Source organism: Desulfobacterales bacterium (assembly GCA_029211065.1).
Lineage (GTDB): Bacteria > Desulfobacterota > Desulfobacteria > Desulfobacterales > JARGFK01 > JARGFK01.
The window spans coordinates 13,808-33,086 of record JARGFK010000047.1 but is presented as its reverse complement, the minus strand read 5'-3'; the positions used below and the strand labels follow the sequence as shown (position 1 = coordinate 33,086).

Annotated in this window: 18 protein-coding genes; 12 read left to right on the top strand and 6 right to left on the bottom strand. The window is 50.5% G+C overall.

Annotated features, from left to right (window positions below; translation table 11 throughout):
• Window positions 1-325: 325 nt before the first annotated feature.
• The 4 genes from P1P89_11975 to P1P89_11960 all read right to left on the bottom strand — a co-directional run bounded on the left by P1P89_11975 (window position 326) and on the right by P1P89_11960 (window position 5,020).
• Window positions 326-1,678 (bottom strand): phosphomannomutase/phosphoglucomutase, encoded by a 1,353-nt coding sequence (locus tag P1P89_11975; protein MDF1592227.1) that lies wholly within the window; start codon window positions 1,676-1,678, stop codon window positions 326-328.
• Window positions 1,679-1,724: 46 nt separating this feature from the next.
• The gene (locus tag P1P89_11970) at window positions 1,725-2,549 is read right to left on the bottom strand and encodes an undecaprenyl-diphosphate phosphatase (GenBank protein ID MDF1592226.1); all 825 of its coding nucleotides are present in this window, start codon (window positions 2,547-2,549) and stop codon (window positions 1,725-1,727) included.
• Window positions 2,550-2,669: 120 nt separating this feature from the next.
• Window positions 2,670-3,593, bottom strand: coding sequence for a hypothetical protein (locus P1P89_11965; GenBank protein MDF1592225.1), 924 nt, complete (start codon window positions 3,591-3,593; stop codon window positions 2,670-2,672).
• A 44-nt stretch (window positions 3,594-3,637) separates the two neighbouring features.
• Window positions 3,638-5,020, bottom strand: a complete 1,383-nt coding sequence (locus tag P1P89_11960; GenBank protein MDF1592224.1) for an ATP-binding protein — start codon at window positions 5,018-5,020, stop codon at window positions 3,638-3,640.
• Window positions 5,021-5,163: 143 nt separating this feature from the next.
• Here P1P89_11960 and P1P89_11955 point away from each other — a divergent pair, with 143 nt between their 5' ends.
• Window positions 5,164-5,400, top strand: a complete 237-nt coding sequence (locus P1P89_11955) for a hypothetical protein (GenBank protein MDF1592223.1) — start codon at window positions 5,164-5,166, stop codon at window positions 5,398-5,400.
• Window positions 5,397-5,822 carry a putative toxin-antitoxin system toxin component, PIN family gene (locus tag P1P89_11950; protein MDF1592222.1) on the top strand — a complete coding sequence of 142 codons (426 nt, stop codon included), beginning with the start codon at window positions 5,397-5,399 and terminating at the stop codon, window positions 5,820-5,822. The genes P1P89_11955 and P1P89_11950 overlap by 4 nt, the downstream gene beginning before the upstream one ends.
• A gap of 285 nt (window positions 5,823-6,107) precedes the next feature.
• Here P1P89_11950 and P1P89_11945 read toward each other — a convergent pair whose 3' ends face one another.
• On the bottom strand, window positions 6,108-7,547 hold the full coding sequence (locus tag P1P89_11945) for an RtcB family protein (GenBank protein ID MDF1592221.1): 1,440 nt from the start codon (window positions 7,545-7,547) through the stop codon (window positions 6,108-6,110).
• 303 nt (window positions 7,548-7,850) lie between these two features.
• On the opposite strand from P1P89_11945, the gene P1P89_11940 reads away from it, so the two are divergent.
• The 9 genes from P1P89_11940 to P1P89_11900 all read left to right on the top strand — a co-directional run bounded on the left by P1P89_11940 (window position 7,851) and on the right by P1P89_11900 (window position 17,047).
• The gene (locus P1P89_11940) at window positions 7,851-8,750 is read left to right on the top strand and encodes an alpha/beta hydrolase (GenBank protein MDF1592220.1); all 900 of its coding nucleotides are present in this window, start codon (window positions 7,851-7,853) and stop codon (window positions 8,748-8,750) included.
• Between the two features lie 96 nt (window positions 8,751-8,846).
• Window positions 8,847-9,266 (top strand): thioesterase family protein, encoded by a 420-nt coding sequence (locus P1P89_11935; GenBank protein ID MDF1592219.1) that lies wholly within the window; start codon window positions 8,847-8,849, stop codon window positions 9,264-9,266.
• A gap of 253 nt (window positions 9,267-9,519) precedes the next feature.
• On the top strand, window positions 9,520-11,241 hold the full coding sequence (locus P1P89_11930) for a DegV family protein (GenBank protein MDF1592218.1): 1,722 nt from the start codon (window positions 9,520-9,522) through the stop codon (window positions 11,239-11,241).
• Window positions 11,242-11,621: 380 nt separating this feature from the next.
• A complete protein-coding gene (locus tag P1P89_11925; protein MDF1592217.1) occupies window positions 11,622-12,359 on the top strand; it encodes a glycosyltransferase family 2 protein in 738 nt (245 codons plus the stop codon).
• A 125-nt stretch (window positions 12,360-12,484) separates the two neighbouring features.
• The gene (locus tag P1P89_11920; GenBank protein MDF1592216.1) at window positions 12,485-13,372 is read left to right on the top strand and encodes a lysophospholipid acyltransferase family protein; all 888 of its coding nucleotides are present in this window, start codon (window positions 12,485-12,487) and stop codon (window positions 13,370-13,372) included.
• Window positions 13,373-13,524: 152 nt separating this feature from the next.
• Window positions 13,525-14,763 carry a beta-ketoacyl synthase N-terminal-like domain-containing protein gene (locus tag P1P89_11915; protein ID MDF1592215.1) on the top strand — a complete coding sequence of 413 codons (1,239 nt, stop codon included), beginning with the start codon at window positions 13,525-13,527 and terminating at the stop codon, window positions 14,761-14,763.
• A gap of 16 nt (window positions 14,764-14,779) precedes the next feature.
• Window positions 14,780-16,294: a radical SAM protein gene (locus tag P1P89_11910; protein MDF1592214.1), complete on the top strand. Its 1,515-nt coding sequence runs from the start codon at window positions 14,780-14,782 to the stop codon at window positions 16,292-16,294.
• A 176-nt stretch (window positions 16,295-16,470) separates the two neighbouring features.
• On the top strand, window positions 16,471-16,731 hold the full coding sequence (locus tag P1P89_11905) for a type II toxin-antitoxin system RelE/ParE family toxin (GenBank protein ID MDF1592213.1): 261 nt from the start codon (window positions 16,471-16,473) through the stop codon (window positions 16,729-16,731).
• Entirely contained in the window at window positions 16,715-17,047 is a 333-nt protein-coding gene (locus P1P89_11900; GenBank protein MDF1592212.1) for a helix-turn-helix transcriptional regulator, read from the top strand. The genes P1P89_11905 and P1P89_11900 overlap by 17 nt, the downstream gene beginning before the upstream one ends.
• A gap of 163 nt (window positions 17,048-17,210) precedes the next feature.
• On the opposite strand, the gene P1P89_11895 is transcribed toward P1P89_11900, so the two are convergent.
• Complete coding sequence (locus P1P89_11895; GenBank protein MDF1592211.1) at window positions 17,211-17,540, bottom strand: hypothetical protein; 330 nt, start codon at window positions 17,538-17,540, stop codon at window positions 17,211-17,213.
• 492 nt (window positions 17,541-18,032) lie between these two features.
• Between P1P89_11895 and P1P89_11890 the strand changes: the two genes are divergently transcribed.
• Window positions 18,033-19,157 (top strand): HEAT repeat domain-containing protein, encoded by a 1,125-nt coding sequence (locus P1P89_11890; protein MDF1592210.1) that lies wholly within the window; start codon window positions 18,033-18,035, stop codon window positions 19,155-19,157.
• Window positions 19,158-19,279 lie beyond the last annotated feature (122 nt).

The window sequence follows — 19,279 nt, the reverse complement described above, 5'->3', positions numbered from 1 at the left end:
TTTCAAGCGATGGGTAGAATGGGCAGATAAGGTCGTTGCCCAACTCGAAGATACTGGAGCTGCTAAACGCATAATGCATAAGAACGCAGAAAGACTTTTTAATATCTGACACTTCAATACTTTCTATATCAGATAGACCAAGACCCACTTGAATATGGGGACTGACACCCCTAACAAATCTCTGAAAACGTTGCTAAACAGGGGGGCGGCTTAGCCCGTCCGTTACTGCATCATCCGGCTATTAATGCCCCGTGGCAGCAAGAGTTAAAAAAGCGCGAACTGCAATTAATAGTAGGCGCTTTTCTGTTTCCCCTTTTCCAGTAATTTAAATTTCTTTTTTAGTTTTTTCCAAGGCCGACTCCACCAGGGTTCGGATTTCCTTCAGCCGTTTTTCCGACAAGGCCTCAAAGCGCAAGACCAGCACGGGCTGGGTGTTGGAGGCCCGCACCAGGCCCCAGCCGTCGTCAAACAGGACCCGGACCCCGTCGATGTCAATGATGTTGTAAAGTTTGCGGAAATGCTCGGTCACCGCTTTGACCACGCTGAACTTTTTGTCATCCGGGCACTCCACCCGGATTTCAGGGGTTGAGAAGGTCTGGGGCACGTCCGCCAGGAGCTCTGAAACTTTTTTGCCGGTATGAGATAGAATTTCAAGCAGCCGGCAGGAGGCGTAAATGGCGTCGTCATAGCCGAAGTAGCGGTCGGCAAAGAACATGTGCCCGCTCATTTCACCTGCCAGCGCCGCCTTTTCCGCTTTCATCTTCTGCTTGATGAGGGAGTGGCCGGTCTTCCACATGATCGCCCGGCCGCCGTGCTTTTCGATATCGTCATACATGACCTTGGAGCATTTCACCTCGGATATAAAGGTGGCCCCGGGTTTGCGGGACAGGATTTCCCGGGCGAAGATGATGATGAGCTTGTCGCCGTAAATAAGATTTCCCTTTTCGTCCACAACGCCGATGCGATCGCCGTCGCCGTCATAGCCGATGCCCACGTCCAGCCCTTTTTCCTTTACCCGGGCGATGAGGTCTTTCATGTTCTTGGCAACGGTGGGATCTGCTTCGTGGTTGGGAAAGGTGCCGTCCATTTCGCAATACAGGTCGTGAACTTCGCACTTGAGCCTTTTCATGATGGGCACGGCCACCACCCCGGCCGTCCCGTTGCCGGCGTCCACGCCGACCTTTAAGGGTTTGGGTATGTTGATGTTTACTACCACAAATGATTTATAAGGGGAAACCACATCGGCAGTGGACAAGGCGCCTTTGCCTTTGACAAAATCCCTTTTGTCGATGATGCTGCGGATCTCCTGTATTTGCATGCCGTGAATGGAATCGAGGTCGATGCACAGTTTAAACCCGTTATACTCCGGCGGATTGTGGCTGGCCGTGACCATGATGCCGCCCTGTTTCTTCAGGTGCTGGATGGAAAAATAAAAAACCGGTGTGGGGCACACCCCGATGTCCACCACGTCGCAGCCGGTGGCGCGCAGCCCGGCAATAATTTTTTGGGCATAACGGTCCGAGGTGGTGCGGCAGTCGCGGCCGACGGTGAGTTTTGAATGCCCCCTGTTCTGCAGATAGGTGCCGACACCCTTTCCGATGAGCTCCACATCCTCTTCGGTCATGTCTTTGCCGGCAATGCCTCTAATATCGTATTCTCTGAATATTTCCGGGTTCATCTTTAGCTCCTTTCATGCATAAACCCTGTTGTTGCAACGGCAGGGTTTATGATCCCACTATTAAAGCGACAATTCCTAACAACCAGCAATAGGGTGCAAAAAAATGCAGCCGGCCCCGGTTGACTATGTGCAGCAGCACTTTTAGGGCTCCGAAACCGACAATTCCCGCTGTGAGCGTTCCCATCAGAAACATGCCACCGGAAACGGTGGTCTCCATGGCCGGGGAATCGATGGACAAGACCAGCGCTCCCAGGATGGCGGGAATTGAGAGCAGGAACGAAAAGCGGCCGGCCACCTCACGGTCGATCCCCATAAATAGGGCGGCGGATATGGTGGAGCCGGACCGTGAAATACCGGGCATAATGGCCACCCCCTGTACCAGCCCGATCACCAGGGCATGCTTTATGGTGGTCCCTGTGAGCGGCCGCCCCTTGATCCTAAACCGCCGGGTCTGCCATAAAATGGCGCCCGTAATGATGAGCATGAGCCCCACGATCCGGACCGATCCAAAGAGCTGATCGACCATCTTGTGAAGCAAAAGGCCCAGGACGGCGGTGGGAATGCTCCCTATAACAATCAGAGTTGCCATTCGAACCGGTTCGTTATCCTGGTATAGCTGTTTGATGCCGCCGGATGTCTTTAGCAACCCCGGCAGGTTAAAAAGAGTTTTCAGAATGGATAGAATTTCGGAAAAAAAAACAATGCAGACAGCCGTCAGGGTGCCGATGTGCAGGCTGATGTCAAACAGGACTTCCGGCTCTGTCAGCCCGAAAATATTTTGCAGCAGAACCAGGTGCCCGGAACTGCTCACCGGCAGAAATTCGGTAAGACCCTGGATAACCCCCAGAAGGATGGCTTGAATAAGTTGCATTTCTCAATCTTCTTTTTTTAGTATTTACTTTTTAAGTTGTTCGGCTTTGTTCGAGTGAGAGCACTGTTATACCCAATGCCATAACTTTATAGTGAAGGCCGGTAAAAATACAAGACTTAACTATTTTTTTGCTGAACGAATACGACTTATTAACTCTCCATTGGTCTCCAAACTCCAAAATGTTATTTTTTTACCTCCAGAAACATACCTTTTTATTTCTTCGAGAGATATATATTCGCCAATTCTTAATGTGCGGGAATCCATAACTATTCTATATAAATCTGTATTGGGTTTTCTTTCTATACCCACTGTATGGCCTTCATCCCAACCACTCCCCCAACAAACCGTTAAATTTTTTATATCATGACCTGAACGTACACTGCATTCTGTTGCAAATGAACTATAATGCCTACAAACGCCACCTTTTTGATAAAAAGTTTCTTTAGGTGTTTGTACTTTTTTTATTGATTCAGGAATATATGAAAAATTATATCTCGTATAAAAAATAACAAGTAAAGGATCATTCAACCTGTCCGCAACTGTACCAAAATCATTCCATCTTTCACTTTCTTTTTTATCAACATTCATCTTCCTAAAAACCCAAGAATAAATCAGCAACTTCTTGAGGGAATATCCTGACATAATTTGCTTCGTAAGGTCTTCACGCCCATCCTCCACCAGCCAAAACAAGGCTTGCAACGGAGAACAGAATTTTCTGACTTCAGGAATGCCAATTTGATACATTTCTGCAAAAGCCTTATCAAAACCCGCACTATTTTCATTATACAGGTCACAAAGTCTTTTCAGGGTCTCCTCATCTTGTGGTGATATTCCGTCCTGTATTTCCGGCAGCTTTCCTATTTCAGTCGCAAGAAGCGGATTCTTTTCGGCTAAATCTTTAAGAATAGCCGGGTGAAGATTTCCAGCATATGGAATATTTGGTTTCGTGGGGCCAAATGAAGCGCAGCTTATTAAAAGGATTGTCAGAACGATTAAACTCGCAAGTTGAGCTCTTTTGCTTTTGATTAAGTAAGGTTCAATCATATCGGGTCGCGTTTTAAGATAAGTAACATCTCGGCAAATATACTTCAATGGTCCATTCGAATCTCTTCAAGTATCCTCGGCAGTTCTTCCACCAGGTAAAGAGGGAGTGATAGCAGCGTATATGTGACCGGCGTGCTGCCGTCAGCAGACCGGGCCATATGGGAAATCTCACCAACTTCCGGAGGGTTAAGATCAAAGCGAACGCACAACGCTGCATTTTTACTCAATGCAAATTGCTGCAAAGACTTAAGCGCGCCGCTTTTGCCGGCTTTGACCTCGATGGGGATCACCTGATCCCCGCTGGACGTCGCAAAATCCACTTCCGCATTGGCTGACTTGGCTTCCCGCAGCCAGTAGGTCAGGCGGGGCGGTTCAAATGAACTTAATAAATGCTGCCCCACAAACTGTTCGGCCAGTTTGCCTTCATTGACAAGGGACTGTCCATCCATCGCCTGTAACGCAATCCAATCCAGTCCGGTCAGATAGGCGGCCATACCCACATCCATAAACAACATTTTATAGACATTTTCATTAATCTCGGCCATCAGCGGCACTCCCGAACAATGGCTGTGAAATACCTTGTGACAAACACGGGCGCTGACCAGTAGATCGATAACTGCTTTAATTTCCCTTGATTTATCTTCTTTGGATATATTGCTGTATTTGACCTTCTGCCCGATGATTCTGGGAATCTGCCGAAACACTTTCTGCATAAGGGCCAGGTCTTTTTGTTTGGCGTATTTGGAAAAATCATCTTGATAGGTTTCGGCTATAGAGCGGTGAACGGCCGTAACTTCCATTAAGGCATTTCTTACGGCAAATGCATGGACGGCTTCCGGCATCCCACCCACGAACAGATACTCCCGCTGGCGTTTGACCAGTTTCTGGTGGGCCGACCGGGGGATACTTTGATGGATTTTGAATTCCGAAAGAAACCGGTTTAGTCCGGGTTCAACGGCAGTTAAAAACTCGCTGAAAGTCATCGGCCCCAGATGATAGTACTCAATTCGACCGACCGGCATCGAAAAATGGTGATCGGCCAAGGCAAATTCAAGCAGAGAGCCGGCTGAAATTACCGGAAGTTCGGGTTTAATTTCATAAAAATAGCGCAGCGCCTGGATGGCGTGGGGGGTGGCCTGAATTTCATCCAGAAACAGAACCGCTCCAGGGTCCTGGATGTTTCGGCCCAACAGTGCATCCAGTTCTCTGATAATGGTATCCATATCCAGGGACTTGAAAATAGCGTCCAGATACAGATGCTGTTCCAGATTGATTTCGTTTAAAACCAAACCGTTGTTTTGGGAAAACCGGCGCACCAAAGTGGATTTGCCTACCTGGCGGGCGCCTCTTAAAACCAGCGGTTTTCTGCGTTCTTTTTGGTACCAGTCATATAAATATTTTTCAGCAGTTCGTTTAAGCAAGGTCAAAACACACCCCTTTTTTCATCAAAATAATATCAAAAAACATGTTTGTTTGTCAATCGTTAAAAATATCCAGAACTTGATATTGAATTTAAAGTTAACTTAAGATAAACTTAAAAAAATTTTAAATTAACTGGAGGTGATTTTAGATGACACAATACTTAAGCGCTAAAGAATTTCGCCAGCGAATTCCAAAAATTTCTGAAGATCTCAAGAAGTGGGGAGAGATTATCGTCCTGAATAAATCAAAACCGCAATTCAAGGTCGTCCCTTTTGAAGATGTGCCTTTGGACTTGTTGGACCGCACCACCGCAATTCAGGATCCTGCGCAGCCAGACCTTCAAGACATCGCCGCTATTGTTCACAAGATCAGGAAAATAAATTGAAAATCATCATCGACACGAATGTGACGATTTCCGGCTTGCTGTGGGGGGGAGCCCCTAATCAAATCTTAAAATTATGCAGAAACGGCATTATCCGTATTCTTGAATGCGACGAGACACTGAATGAAGTTAAGAATGTCCTGAAACATCCAAAGTTTTCAAATAGGTTTTCTTCGTTGGGAACAACCCCTGCCGAAGCTTTTTCCTATTTCATGAATCTTATATCCTATATTCCCTCACCTGAATCCACACCGGACATTATCCAACAAGATCCTTTCGATAATATCTTCCTGGGACTTGCATCGGAAAACAACGCGTCCCTCATTGTTTCAGGAGATAGCCATTTGCTTGAGCATGAAAGCTATAAGGGCATCCAGATAGTGACCCCCAGTACAGCGATGAGCGTGATAGCAAGTTTTTTATAAATCCGGTTTTCGGACAGCGTGGCCAAATTTAGAATTCATTTTTATCATTTGCCCACTGCCATTGCGTCCATTTGAAAGTCAGATATTAGGCCAAATGAAAGGTTTCTTTTTTTTGTACAACACGTTGAAAAAAAATTCAACACCGACTTTCAGCGACAAACAAAAAAAGGCCACCGGACAAGGCCGATAACCCTTTAACTTTATTGTGACACCCCATCGAACGCTACAATGACGAAGGATACAGCGCAACGCTGGAAACGGATATTTTAGGAATTTACCATAGCGTTAGCCTTTAACAACGGCTATCGGCCTAAGCTTGGCCACTTTTCTGGATATGCCGGCGCCGTGGACCACATCGACCACCTGGGACACATCCTTGTAGGCATCGGGCATCTCTTCGGCCAGGGTCCCACGGCCGGTCCAGCGAACGAGAATTCCCTTGTCTTCCAGTTCGCGGTGGATGGCGCGGCCTTTACTTTTCTTTTTGGCGGCGGTGCGGCTTAAGACCCTTCCGGCGCCGTGGCAGGTTGAACCGAACGTTTCCTGCATGGCCTTTTGGGTTCCCACCAGAATATAAGAGGCGGTGCCCATATCGCCGGGGATAAGGATCGGCTGGCCCACCGGCCGGTATTCCTCGCAAAGGGCGGGATGGCCGGGGGGGAACGCGCGGGTGGCGCCTTTGCGGTGGACGCAGACGGTTACCGGGCTGCCGTCCACCACATGCGCTTCTTTTTTGGCGATATTATGGCAGACATCATACAGCAGGTTCATCCGCAGGTCCCGGGGGCCGATTCCAAAGACCCGCGCGAACACTTCGCGGGAATGGTGCAGCAGAATCTGGCGGTTGGCCCAGGCATAGTTGGCGGCGCAGGCCATGGCCCCGAAATAGCGCCGGCCGGCTTCCGACTGAATGGGGGCGCAGGCAAGCTGGCGATCCGGGAGGTCATACCCCAGTTTGGCCACCTGCTTGGTCATGGAAGCCAGAAAGTCGTCGCAAACCTGATATCCCAGCCCCCGGGAACCCGAGTGCAGCATGAGGGTGACCTGTCCCTCAAAGAGCCCGAAGACCTGGGCGACGTTTTGATCGTAAATCGTATCCACGACCCCGACTTCAACAAAATGATTGCCGGCGCCGAGGGTGCCGAGCTGCTTTTTGCCTCTTTCCAGGGCTCTATCGCTGACGACCTCCGGCTGGGCAAAGGCCAGACAGCCCCCATCCTCGGTGCGGTCAATGTCGGCGGGATCGCCGAAACCCTGGCGGACCGCCCAGCGGCTGCCCTCTTTAAGCACTTTTTTTTCTTCCGCTGTTGACAGCTTAACCGATCCGGTTGAACCGATTCCCGCGGGAATGTTTTGATACAGTGCGGTGACAAGGCTTTCAAGTTTCGGCCGGGCGTCTTTTTCTTCCAGAGACGTTGTCGCCAAACGGACGCCGCAGTTGATGTCATACCCCACCCCGCCGGGGGAAATAATCCCGGAATTCCAGTCAAAGGCCGCAACCCCCCCGATGGGAAACCCGTAGCCCCAGTGAATGTCCGGCATTGCCAGGGAAGCCGACTGGATCCCGGGCAGCGTGGCCACATTGGCCACCTGTTTAAGGGGTTCCTGCTGGTCGGCCCCACGCAGCATGGCTTCGGCGGCAAAAATCCTGCCCGGCACGCGCATATTTCCGGTTTTGGGGACTTCCCAGCGGTATTCGTCTATTTTTTTTAAGGTGATAGTCATCGTTCATCATTGGTTTCTCAACCAAACCACCAGTTGAGAGGATAAAGGGGTTAACGAGTCAATGCCTCACTCCGGGTGGCGCTTGAAAGCCAGGATGCATGGTAGATACTTTTATGAGCCTACTTGCGACCCAGCCCCCAAGCTTCATGGCCTTTTAGAACCTCTATCCCCTGGCCCCCGTACGCTGACACCCGGTATCTGATACTTTACCCCATTTCAGATCAGGGTGGCAACTTCTTTTCAAGAATATAAGAAACAGTTTTAACTTTCGCAACCAGGGGGCTTCTGATATCTTATGGTGCCATGAATTGTCGTTTTATATCCGGGGTGATTTTGGGAGCGGGCCTGCTTCTGTTTCAAGGCTGCTTTAACAGCGCTTTTTATTATCCCAACCAGGTTCAGATTGAAACACCGGCGCACTATCAGCTGAAGTTTGAAGAGGTGTTTTTCAACAGCAGAGACGGGACCAGACTCAATGGGTGGTTTGTGCCGGCGAAAGGTGAGGCGTTGGGGACCGTGGTCCATTTTCATGGAAACCACGGAAATCAGACCTATTCCTTCAAGCAGGTCCACTGGCTTCCGGCAAAAGGATTCAATGTGTTTACCTTTGATTACCGCGGGTATGGCCGGTCCGAGGGCAAGCCTTCAAAACGCGGGGTTTACGAGGATTCGGTCTCTGCGATCGCCTACATATTGAATAAACCGGGGATCGATCACGACAATGTATTTATTTTCGGCCAGAGTCTTGGCGGGGCCAATGCGATTGCGGCCGTGGCAAAAAACGAATTTCCACAAATTCGCGCCGTAGTCATTGAAGGGGCCTTTGATTCTTACCGGACCGAAGCCCGGGAAAGGATGGAAGCGACTACTCGGGAAAAGATCGGCAATGTTCCCTGCCTGTCGCTGCAGATATGGCCGGTTTCTTTTTTGGCCGTTACCGACGCCTACCGTCCGGGGGAATACATCCACCAGATTTCACCGATTCCGGTCCTGCTGATCCATTGCCTACAGGATGCAACTGTTTACTATCAGCACAGCGAGCGGATGTATGAAGCGGCAAAGGAGCCCAAACAGCTCTGGCTGATTAACGGGTGCCGCCATGTAGCGGTATTTACCGATGCGCAACCCGATTCAAGCCACCGGCAGAAGCTGGTGCGGTTTTTTATGGATCATCGTAAAGGAGGCGCATCGCCGGCAAACTGATCAGTCCGGAATCGTTCTTTCCCCTTTTCGAAAGCGGGGCTTGTGTGGTAATAACCCAAATCCTATTAATATTTTTTCAGACAGGTATGCAAACCGATGAGCAAAGCGCAAAATAGACGTTGTGAAGTTGTCCTCAAGGTTCCATTCCATGACCTGGACCCCCTCCAGATGGTTTGGCATGGCAATTATTTGAAATATTTTGATATTGCCCGGTCGGCGCTTTTTGTTCAGGGCGGGGTGGACCTCTTTGATTATTTTAAAACGACGCAGTATCTTTTTCCCCTCACCAAGACCTCGACAAAGTATATCGCGTCCTTGCGGTATCTGGATGAGTTTAAAGTTATCGCAACGGTTGTTGAGGCCCAGTATAAAATTGTCATGGATTTTGAAATCCGGCTGATTAAAAACAACCAGATTTGCGCCAGGGGCAGGAGTGAACAGGTTGCGGTGAGACATCCCGATATGGAAATCATGTTTGAAATACCCGGGGATATTCGTGCGGCCCTGGGGTTTTAGCCCGGTTATTTCATGAATATTTTTAAAAATATCATGACAATAATGGTTTAAACTTGAATTTGAAGTAACTGCAGGGGCGAAACTTTGCCCCTTAATTCGTAAAACAATATGCTTGAAAAATATTCACCCTTTGGGCGAATCGAAATCGCCTATTTGCTGCGTTATCAGGGGTTTGCGGTACCCGAGTACGGCTGCACCCCTGAATGCCCTGCAAATGAACGAATGCGGTTCGTGAAATATCCGGGTTAGCGCTATGATGTCTGATTTTAAAACCGCACATGTCGCCGGTTTCGAGTGTTTAACGGCCTGGTCGGATTTGCTCGACAAGATCAACGTGTTCCCGGTTGCCGACGGTGATACCGGGCGCAACCTGACAGTCAGTCTTGCCCCCCTCAGATCCCTGGACAGTGACCGCGAAAAAACGATTCATCAACTCATGCTGCAGGCCAGGGGAAACTCCGGAAACATTGCCGCCCGTTTTTTTAGCGGGTTTTTAGCGGCGGATTCCGGCGAAGGGCTCCTCCAGGCAGCCCGAGACGGAAGGGATCTGGCCTTCCAGGCGGTGTATAATCCCCTGCCCGGCACCATGCTGACGGTTTTTGACGCGCTGGTGGAATATTTAGAAGCAGATGATTTTATTCACAATTCCGAATATGCCGCCGATCTGACGGCCCGGCTTGAAAGGGCTGTAAAAAGCACGCCTGATCTCCTGCCCCGGCTCAAGGCCGCCGGCGTGGTTGATTCCGGCGCATTGGGGATGTTTATATTTTTCAGCGGTTTTTTCAGCAGCCTGACAGGTGCGACGGCTGCCGCTGATCCGGTTACAAAAACTTTCAAGGGGCAGCTGCGGGTCCAGCCCGCTTTCAGGGAAGACCCTGTGGCAGGGCACTGTGTGGATACGATTATCCGTCTGGAAGCGGCGGACCCGGAAAAGATCGAATCCTTCTCGGAATACGGTGAAAGCGTCGTGGTGATTCCCCACGGGGACTATGTAAAGGTTCACTTTCACACCCAAAATGCCCGGGCGGCGGAAGAACGGATTAAATCTTTCGGAAAAATTGTAAAGTGGACGGATGACAATCTCGCTGTTCAGGCGGCGGAATTTAAACAACAGCAGGTCCGGGGCTCCGTTCATATCATGACCGACGCGGCCGGTTCCCTGACCCGTGAGGATGCGCGCAGCCTGGGGTTTACCCTTCTGGACAGTTATATTACGGCCGGGGAGGAATCCCTGCCGGAAACCCGTTTTTCCGCGCCCCATCTCTATCAGTCCATGCGCCGGGGCGAAAAGGTGTCGACCTCCCAGGCATCTGTATTTGAACGGCACCAGCATTATCTGCGGGTCGTACAGCAGTATCAGCGGGTTTTATATCTGTCTGTGGGGTCCGTTTTTACGGGAAATTACGGCGTTGCCAAGGAATGGAAAAAGAAAAACGATCCGGAGAATCGTCTGACGGTCATTGATACGGGGGCGGCGTCCGGAAGACTGGGGACCATCGTTCTGGCAACCGCCCGGTTCGTTGCCAAAGGCAATGATTTTGAGTCGGTGGTTGATTTTGCCGAAAAAGCGGTGGATCAGTGCAAAGAGTACGTCTTTCTGGACAAGCTGAAATATCTGGCGGCCGGCGGCCGGCTTTCCAAGTCCGGTGCGTTTTTCGGCGACATGATCCGGGCCAAACCGATTATCAGCCCGCTGGCCGAAGGGGCCAAAAAGGTCGGTATGGTAAAGAACCCCAAAGAGCAGCTGGCGTTTGCGCTGGATCGCCTGGAAGAGAGCTTCACTAGTGAGTCCGCCCCGTTCATTATGCTGGAATATTCGGACAATTTCGAATGGGTCAATGAAACGGTTTGGAAAGGGATTGAAGCCCTGTACCCCCGGGCGGAAATCCGTTTGCAGCCGCTGTCCCTGACTTCCGGCGCCCATATGGGGCCGGGGACTTGGGGGGTGGCTTTTTTGCCGGAAGCAGGCTTTTGAAAAAAATGCGCCTGAGGCCGCTATGCTGCTTTGCGCAATTCGTGCCAATGCTCATCCCGCCGTTGGCGGCTGTGTTGCAATTAAAAAAATAGAGCTCCAAAATTTTGTCATTCCGGGCTTGACCCGGAATCCAGAACATTTTCAAGTCCATATGTTCCTGGATGCCGGATCGTGTCCGGCATGACGTAAAGAATACATCCAATTTATAACAATTGGGATTCAGTCTCGTTGGCGGGATTGCGCTTGTCAAATCGCTGTGTGCCTTGATGGGTGATGTGGTCTTGTTTTTAAAAATACAAATTACAAGCACCAAATTCCAAAAAGACTAATCTCTTCTGGGGTCGGATATTTACTTTTTCGATTTTGGAAAAAAATGAAATATGGATTCATCCGCAACCAGCAACAAGGGAAAATTCGCTGTTATCATACCGGTGTTCAATCATGGGCAGGCGGTGGCGGCGGTTGTCGAAAAAGCGTTGGGGTTGAACCTGCCGGTATTTGTCGTGGATGACGGCTCAACAGATTCCATTCAAGATAACTTGGCGTCCCTTAGCGGCATTCACCTTTTGCGCCATGATGAGAACCGGGGAAAGGGTGCGGCGTTGCTGACCGGGTTTGCCGAAGCGTCTAAAATAGCGGACTGGGCCATCACCATCGACGGGGACGGGCAACACCATCCCGAAGATGCCTTGAATCTGATAAACGCCATCCCGGCCGGTCAGCGGCCCATCATGGTGGGGATGCGCACGGGGATGGCGGCAAAAAATGTCCCCTGGACCAGCCAGTTCGGGCGAAAATTCTCGAATTTCTGGGTGTATGTTTCAGGCGGCCCCCGTATGCGGGATTCCCAGAGCGGGTTCCGGATTTATCCGTTGCCCGAGGCCATGAGTCTGGGGGTCGTTGCCCGGCGCTACCAGTTTGAAGTTGAAATCCTTGTCAGGGCCGGGTGGAACGGAATCCCTGTGGTGGAAGCCCCTGTTAGGGTCAATTATGCGGCCGCAGGGGAAAGAATATCCCACTTTCGGCCCTTTGTTGATTTCATGCGAAATTCAAGCACCTTTACCCGGCTGATTTTGCGAAGGGTGTTTTCATGGTTATATCCCAAGAAAATGGAGTGATGGAATGTTGGAATAATGGGGGGGAGAAAAAGACCGGCAACATTCCATTATTCCAAAGTTCCTGAATACGGAAACGGAAGTGCGGGGTGTATTTTCTTTCCCCCGATATTTTTTAGACACCAATCATGCGCATTCTCTTCTATAAAATTATAATCAACCTGTCCCGGACGCTGGGGTTGTGGGTTTTTGCTGTTTTTGCCTGGTTTGTCGCCACCGGCTATTATCTCTTTTTTCCCTTCAGGGTCAGAAACAGCGTCCGGTTTTATCGTGTATTGTTTCCGGACCGAAGCGGGCTGTATCACCGCTGGTGCGCCTGGCGGCAGTTTCATAATTTTACGGATGTGTTTTTCGACCGGTTCCTGCTAACGGAACGCGATGACATTACATCCACTTCCCAGGGGTTGGCGCACCTGGAAGACGCCTGCCGCAGAAAAGAAGGCGGCATCCTGCTCATGTCGCACATGGGGAACTGGGAGGTTGCCGCGCATATTTTAAAGCGCAAACAGGAGGACCTCCGGCTCATGCTGTATATGGGCGTCAAGTACAAAGAACAGCTGGAGGGGATTCAAAAGGAAAGTCTTTCCCAAAGCGGCATCACCATCATCGCTGTGGACGAGCAGGGCGGCTCTGCGCTGGACTTCATTGAGGGCATCAAGTTTATCGAATCGGGCGGAACGGTTTCCCTTACCGGGGATCTTGTCTGGAAACAGGACCAGCGTACCGTTCCGGTAAAATTTCTGGGGCATGACGTCCGCCTGCCTGAAGCGCCCTATTTGCTTGCGCTCCTTTCCGGCGCCCCCATCTTTATTTTTTTTGCCTTCCGGACCGGCAAGCGGCAATATCATTTCACGATGTCGGAACCCATCTACATCCGGGTATCCTCCCGGCGGGAAAGAACGGCGGCGATTCAACACGCTGCCCAGCAGTACGCAGATATCCTGGAGGAAACCCTGAGGCGACACCCGCTGCAGTGGTATCACTTTGAGCCTTTTTTAGATTTAAAGCTGCAATAGCCGTTCCGATTCCTGCTGCGATCCGGGGAATATGGGGATATTTATTTTGAATTAAGCTGTGGGATGATGTATTAACTGAATATTGCATGAAAATTTATGAGAAGTTGTTTTAACCAGGCAGTAAATCATTGTAAAGCTTCACGGGGATGACAATGGCACGAAGAGTCGTCGTAACAGGGGCGTCGGCGATAACGCCCATCGGGCATGGCCAAGCGGAAATCGTCAAGCATCTGCAGGCGGGTATTTCCGGCGTTAAAAAATTGCGCTCGGATGATCTCCTTACCGCTTATATCCACTCCGGTGTCTATGGGACGGTGGATTACCCGGTGGCGTACGATTTTACGCGCCATCATCGCAAAACCATGGGGCCGGTCTCTTTTTACGCCTGCCAGGTTGCCAAGGAGGTTTTGGCGGCCTGCGGCCTGGATGCCGACTTTATCACCTCCGGCCGCCTGGGGGTGGCCTTTGGCTCCACTCACGGCAGCCCCACCATCCAGCGGCAGATATACAGATGCTTCTTCGGTCAAACCGATGCCAAGTTTGCCTCCATCGGCGCGGTGGATTATTTAAAGTCAATGGTCCACACCACTGCCGTGAACATCACCAAGATGTTCGGCATCACCGGCCGGGTCATCTCCTCATCCACGGCCTGCACCACCAGCAGCCAATCCATCGGCTTTGGTTATGAAATGGTCAAATACGGCATGCAGGACGCCATGTTGTGCGGCGGGGCCGACGAATATGACACCACCACGGTTGCCGTGTTCGACAACCTGCTGGCCTGTTCAACCGCGTTCAATGACACCCCCCACCTGACGCCGCGGCCCTTCGACGCCCAGCGGGACGGCCTGGTGGTGGGCGAAGGCGCCGGCGCCGTGATGCTGGAGGAATATGAATTTGCCAGAAAACGGGGGGCGCCCATCCTGGGGGAAATCATCGGGTTTTCATGCAACAACAACGGCGGCGATCTGATTCTGCCCAATCTGGACGGCATTACCGAAACCATCCGGCTGGCGCTCAAGGATGCCGGCATCGGTCCGGGCGCCGTGGATTTTGTCAGTGCCCATGCCACCGGCACCAAGATGGGGGATGTGATCGAGGCCCAGGCCATCGCAAAGATATACGGCCATTCACCGGTGGTGGCCGGACTGAAGAGCTACATGGGGCACACCATGGCGTCCTGCGGCGCAATTGAAACAATCATCACCCTTTATATGATGGAAGCCGGGTTTGTCGCGCCGACGCTGAACCTGAAGAAGATCGACGAAAGGTGTGCCATGATCCAACATGCGGTGAGCCTTCTGGAAAAAGATATCCGCATCGCCGCTGTTCAGAATTTTGCCTTTGGCGGGGTGAATACCTGTCTGTTGATTAAAAAATTCGACCTGTAATCTTGGGTAAGATTTAATGAAAATTGTTTTAATGTCCATGCCGGACGTAGCGCCGGTAATCATGCACAAAGCCGCCTTTCATATGCCCAATTGCGGCATTTCCAGCGTCGGTGCGAACATCGATGAAGACCACCGGGTCTATATCATCGATCTTATCCGCAAGCGCAGCCGGCTGCGAAAGTATCTGACGAAAACCCTGCTGAAAATTCGACCGGAACTTGTGGGTCTGTCGGCCATGGCCTGGCAGTACGACACCTGTGTCAAACTGATCCGGTTGATAAAAAAGCTCCTGCCCGATGCGAAAATCGTTATCGGCGGGTACCACGCCACGTTGATGCACGAAGAGATCGCCGCATCTCCCGAAGCCGACCTGATCGACTTTATGATCCGGGGCGAAGGAGAAGACGCCTGCCGGCGGCTGGTCAATGCTCTGGCAGGAAAAGAGCGGATGGAAGACATTCCTTCGCTTTCCTATAAAAAAAACGGCCGGTTTGTGCACAACCCCATGGGCGAGCTGCTGGATTTGTCCGGGCTTAAAATCCCCATCCGGGACAGCCGCCGCTTAACCTCGGGGTACCATGTCATGCTTTCCAGGGTAGAGGTCATGGAAACCTCCCGGGGATGCACGCGCACCTGTTCGTTCTGCAGCATGAAGCATATGTACGGCCAGACCTTCCGGACGTATCCCATTGAACGGGTTCTGGCGGATATTGACGATATTTATTACAACCGCCGGACGCGCCTGATTTTTGTGGCGGACGACAACCTGGTGCTGGATCCCGAACGGGTCATCGCCATCTGTGATGCCATTATCGCCCGCAATTATAAGGGGCTGAACCTGATCGTCCAGGCCGATTGCGTTTCCATGTCCAGAAACGAAGAGATGGTGCGCAAAATGTCCCTGGCGGGCATTAAATCCATCTTCCTGGGGATTGAAAATGTGTCCAAGAAAAATCTGGTTGCAGCGCGCAAGGGCAACATCGTGGAGGCCTCGCGCAAAGCCGTGCACATGTGCCGCAAGTACGGCATCATGGTGGTGGCCGGATTGATTTTCGGCTTTCCGGATGATGACGAGGCGGATATTATTGAAAACTATAACTTTCTGAAGTCCCTTGATGCAGACTCGGCCTACTGCCAGATCCTGACCCCCTATCCCAAAACCGTCATGCGCGGGCAGCTCCTGGAGCAGGGGCTGGTGACAAATTCCCGTGATTACAAGTGGTATAACGGCATCTGGGCCAATGTGAAGACCCGGCACCTGGACGATAAGCAGTTGCAATACCTGGTCTGGCTCCACCGCCAGAAGATCATCGGATGGTGGGAGCCCTCCGAGCGGGCCAAGCGCCAGGGACGTCTGTGGGTGCCGATCTGGACATATGCGTTCCGTCCGCTGATGCGATTCTTTCTTGGCCGCAGGTTGAAAAAGCTCGGCTGGGAAGGCCGCTACCAGCTGGACATGGAACGCCAGGCCGGTGTGAATGTGTTCAAGGATCTGGAGGAATTTATAGGCGGGGAAGCTGGGAGGCTTTAGTGCCGGGAGGCTGGGACGCCGGGAAGCTCAACATGAAAGTTCCACACATTATAACATTCCGGCATTCCGGCAAAACGCGGTGCGTTTTCGAACCGTGATTTAAGAATAAACCCTGACTTGATATTAAGGCCCCGTCTTGTCTTATGTTTATCTTGATTTAACTTATATTATAAGTTATGGTTGGTCAGGTGAAAGCGATCAGGTGGAAGACAAAGGCACTGCGGCAACTGCGAAAAATAAAGGATGTCCGTGCCCGAGAAAGAATTTACGATAACGTGGGTAACCTAAAATCGTTCCCTGATTGCAAAGGTGTTAAAAAACTCAAAGGCAGAGATGAATATCGTCTCAGGGTAGACCGCTGGCGGGTTATCTTCACCGACTCACTTGAGATTATTGAAATTCAGGAGGTCAAAATAAGAGATGGGCACACTTACTGATGTACAAATCATAAAGCAAGACGGCAAGCCTGCATTTGCCATTATTCCTTATGAAGATTATCTGAGTCTACTCCCCAAAGACAGGGATGCATCTATTCCCCATGAGGTGGTGGGGCTGATAGTCAAAAAAGGAATGAATTTAGTAAAGGCGTGGCGGACACATCTTGGTTTTACCCAGAGGGAGGTCGCAAAGCGCGCCGGTATATCACAGGCAGCACTCTCCCAGATGGAAAAAAACAACAACGAATTGCGGACGGCGACACTGGAAAAACTGGCCGGAGCGATGGACATCTCCGTTGATCAATTACAGGATTGATCCTAAACCTATCAACCCCTCGATGACTTACTGAAGTTCTGGTAGGTTTTCCTTATAGATCCCCGGTTCCATTTCTTTCTGTGTATCAGCTTAACAGCTTATTTTCATACACTTGAACCCCTGAGTCCTTGACTCCTTGAACCCAGGGCCACTATGGTGGTCCTTATTTTTTTAATACCATCATTTTAAGGGTAATGTGCTTTCCATCCTGCCATGGCTGAAATTTGGCGATGGCGACCCCGTTGTCAATTATATTCCCATAAAGGGTTTGGTCTTCCCAAATCCCGCCGGTATCGCTGATCCAGTGCTGCTCGTCCTCGGGCAGCGGATCACCCTTTTTCTTGATGGGCGGGCCAAACTCAGCCTCAAAGATCTTGGTCCACAGTTTTATGTCCTCGCTGTAAAAGACGATATCAATTAATTTTTCCGTAAGGCTTCGTTTCTCGTGAATACGGAGAGACTCTAATTTTTTGGCAAATTTTTTGAGCTGCATAGGTTCCTTTAATGTAAATTGTGTTTCTCAAGTTCAGGTTCCAAGGTAATGAATAACCTTTCTTAAACTTCTCACAGAGGCCACGGAGACACGGAGTTTTTTTATCAGAATCCTTGAGAGGAGGATTCTGATAAATGTATTGTTCCACAGTTGCGAAAAGTCACATTAGCTTAAACCTGTTCCTTGCATATCTATCAGATCAAGCTCCCAAGGTCAAAACATCCTTGATTTTGAACCGGTTGTATTCTATAAATCCGTTATTCTTACCTAAACCTGTCTTGCCATATTTATTAGCGCTGAATTTTATACCCATATTGTCTTATTTGACGAGAATTGAAAATAATAATTGTTGTGACAATTGGACGTTCTTAAATAATTAAACAACTATTCATTCGCGCTGCCCACGCCGTCTGAATAAGGAGGCCTGTTCTTGACTCTTATAAGATTCTAACAAAAGCGAAAAGCCAAAACCAAACACATCAAGAGAATAAAATGATAACCAAATCGGATATTATCAAGGCAGCCCATGAGAATGGCTTCGAAGACGTCGGCTTTACAACGGCCGATCCGTTCCCGGAGCATAAGCAGTTGCTCCTGGACAGGCGTGAAGCGTATGAATGGGCTGAGGCTGTCGGTCTTGAGCTGTTAAACGGTACAGACCCCAAAACAATCCTGCCGAATGCAAAAACGATTATCGTCCTCATGGAGGTCTATTTCAGAAAGTCCTACCCGCGTTCCATGGAAGGGAACTTCGGGCGCTGCTACCTCGATGATGACCGGGTGACCCGGGATGGACTGAGCCGGCGGATCAAAGCGTTCCGATCATTTCTGCGGGATAACGGCATCGATTCGAAGGTGCCGTTCAATTTGCCGCACCGGGTGGCTGCGGCTCGTGCGGGGATGGGCACCTTTGGGAAAAACTGCCTGTTCTATTCCAACAAGGCGGCCCGGGGGGGATCCTGGACCCTTCCCATTGCCGTCGTTATCGACGAGGCGTTTGAACCCGGCGTGCCGACCATGGAAATAGGCTGTCCGGACTGGTGCCGAAACACCTGCATTGCGGCCTGTCCGACAAAGGCATTAACGGGAAACAGCCGGATAGATCCGCGCAAATGCATATCCTATCTCACCTATTTTGGCGAAGGCACAACCCCTTTGGAATTAAGGGAACCCATGGGCATGTTTGTATATGGTTGCGACAGGTGCCAGAATGTCTGCCCGCGAAACCAGCCCTGGCTCGCAATGGATCTTCCCATCAATGAAAAAGTTGCCGCAAAGGCGGACTACTTTGAGCTGTCACGCCTGCTGCACATGGACCGGGAATATTTTGAAGCTAAAATATGGCCCCACATGTTCTATATGTCCTATCAAGACATATGGCGCTGGAAGATGAACGTGGCGCGGGTGATGGGAAACAGCCGCGACGAAAAATATATTGCAGATCTCGTCCGTGCCTTCAAAGAGAATACGGATGAGCGTGTGCGCGCAATGGCGGTGTGGGCCATCGGCCGTATCGGCGGGCCGGAAGCGCTGACGGCTTTAAAAGAGCTTATTGATGAAACCAGCGAGCTTGTAAAAGAGGAGATACGGCGGGCTAAAGGTCAAATGAGGATATAAGCCTTGAAGTCGTTTCAAAACCCCGTCTGAGGCCTGATAGCCGCGTTGCAAACCTCTTCAAAATGCTCACAACCCCAACATGGTTGCTGCGCTTTTTCATCGGCTTGCGCCTTGCTCTCAGG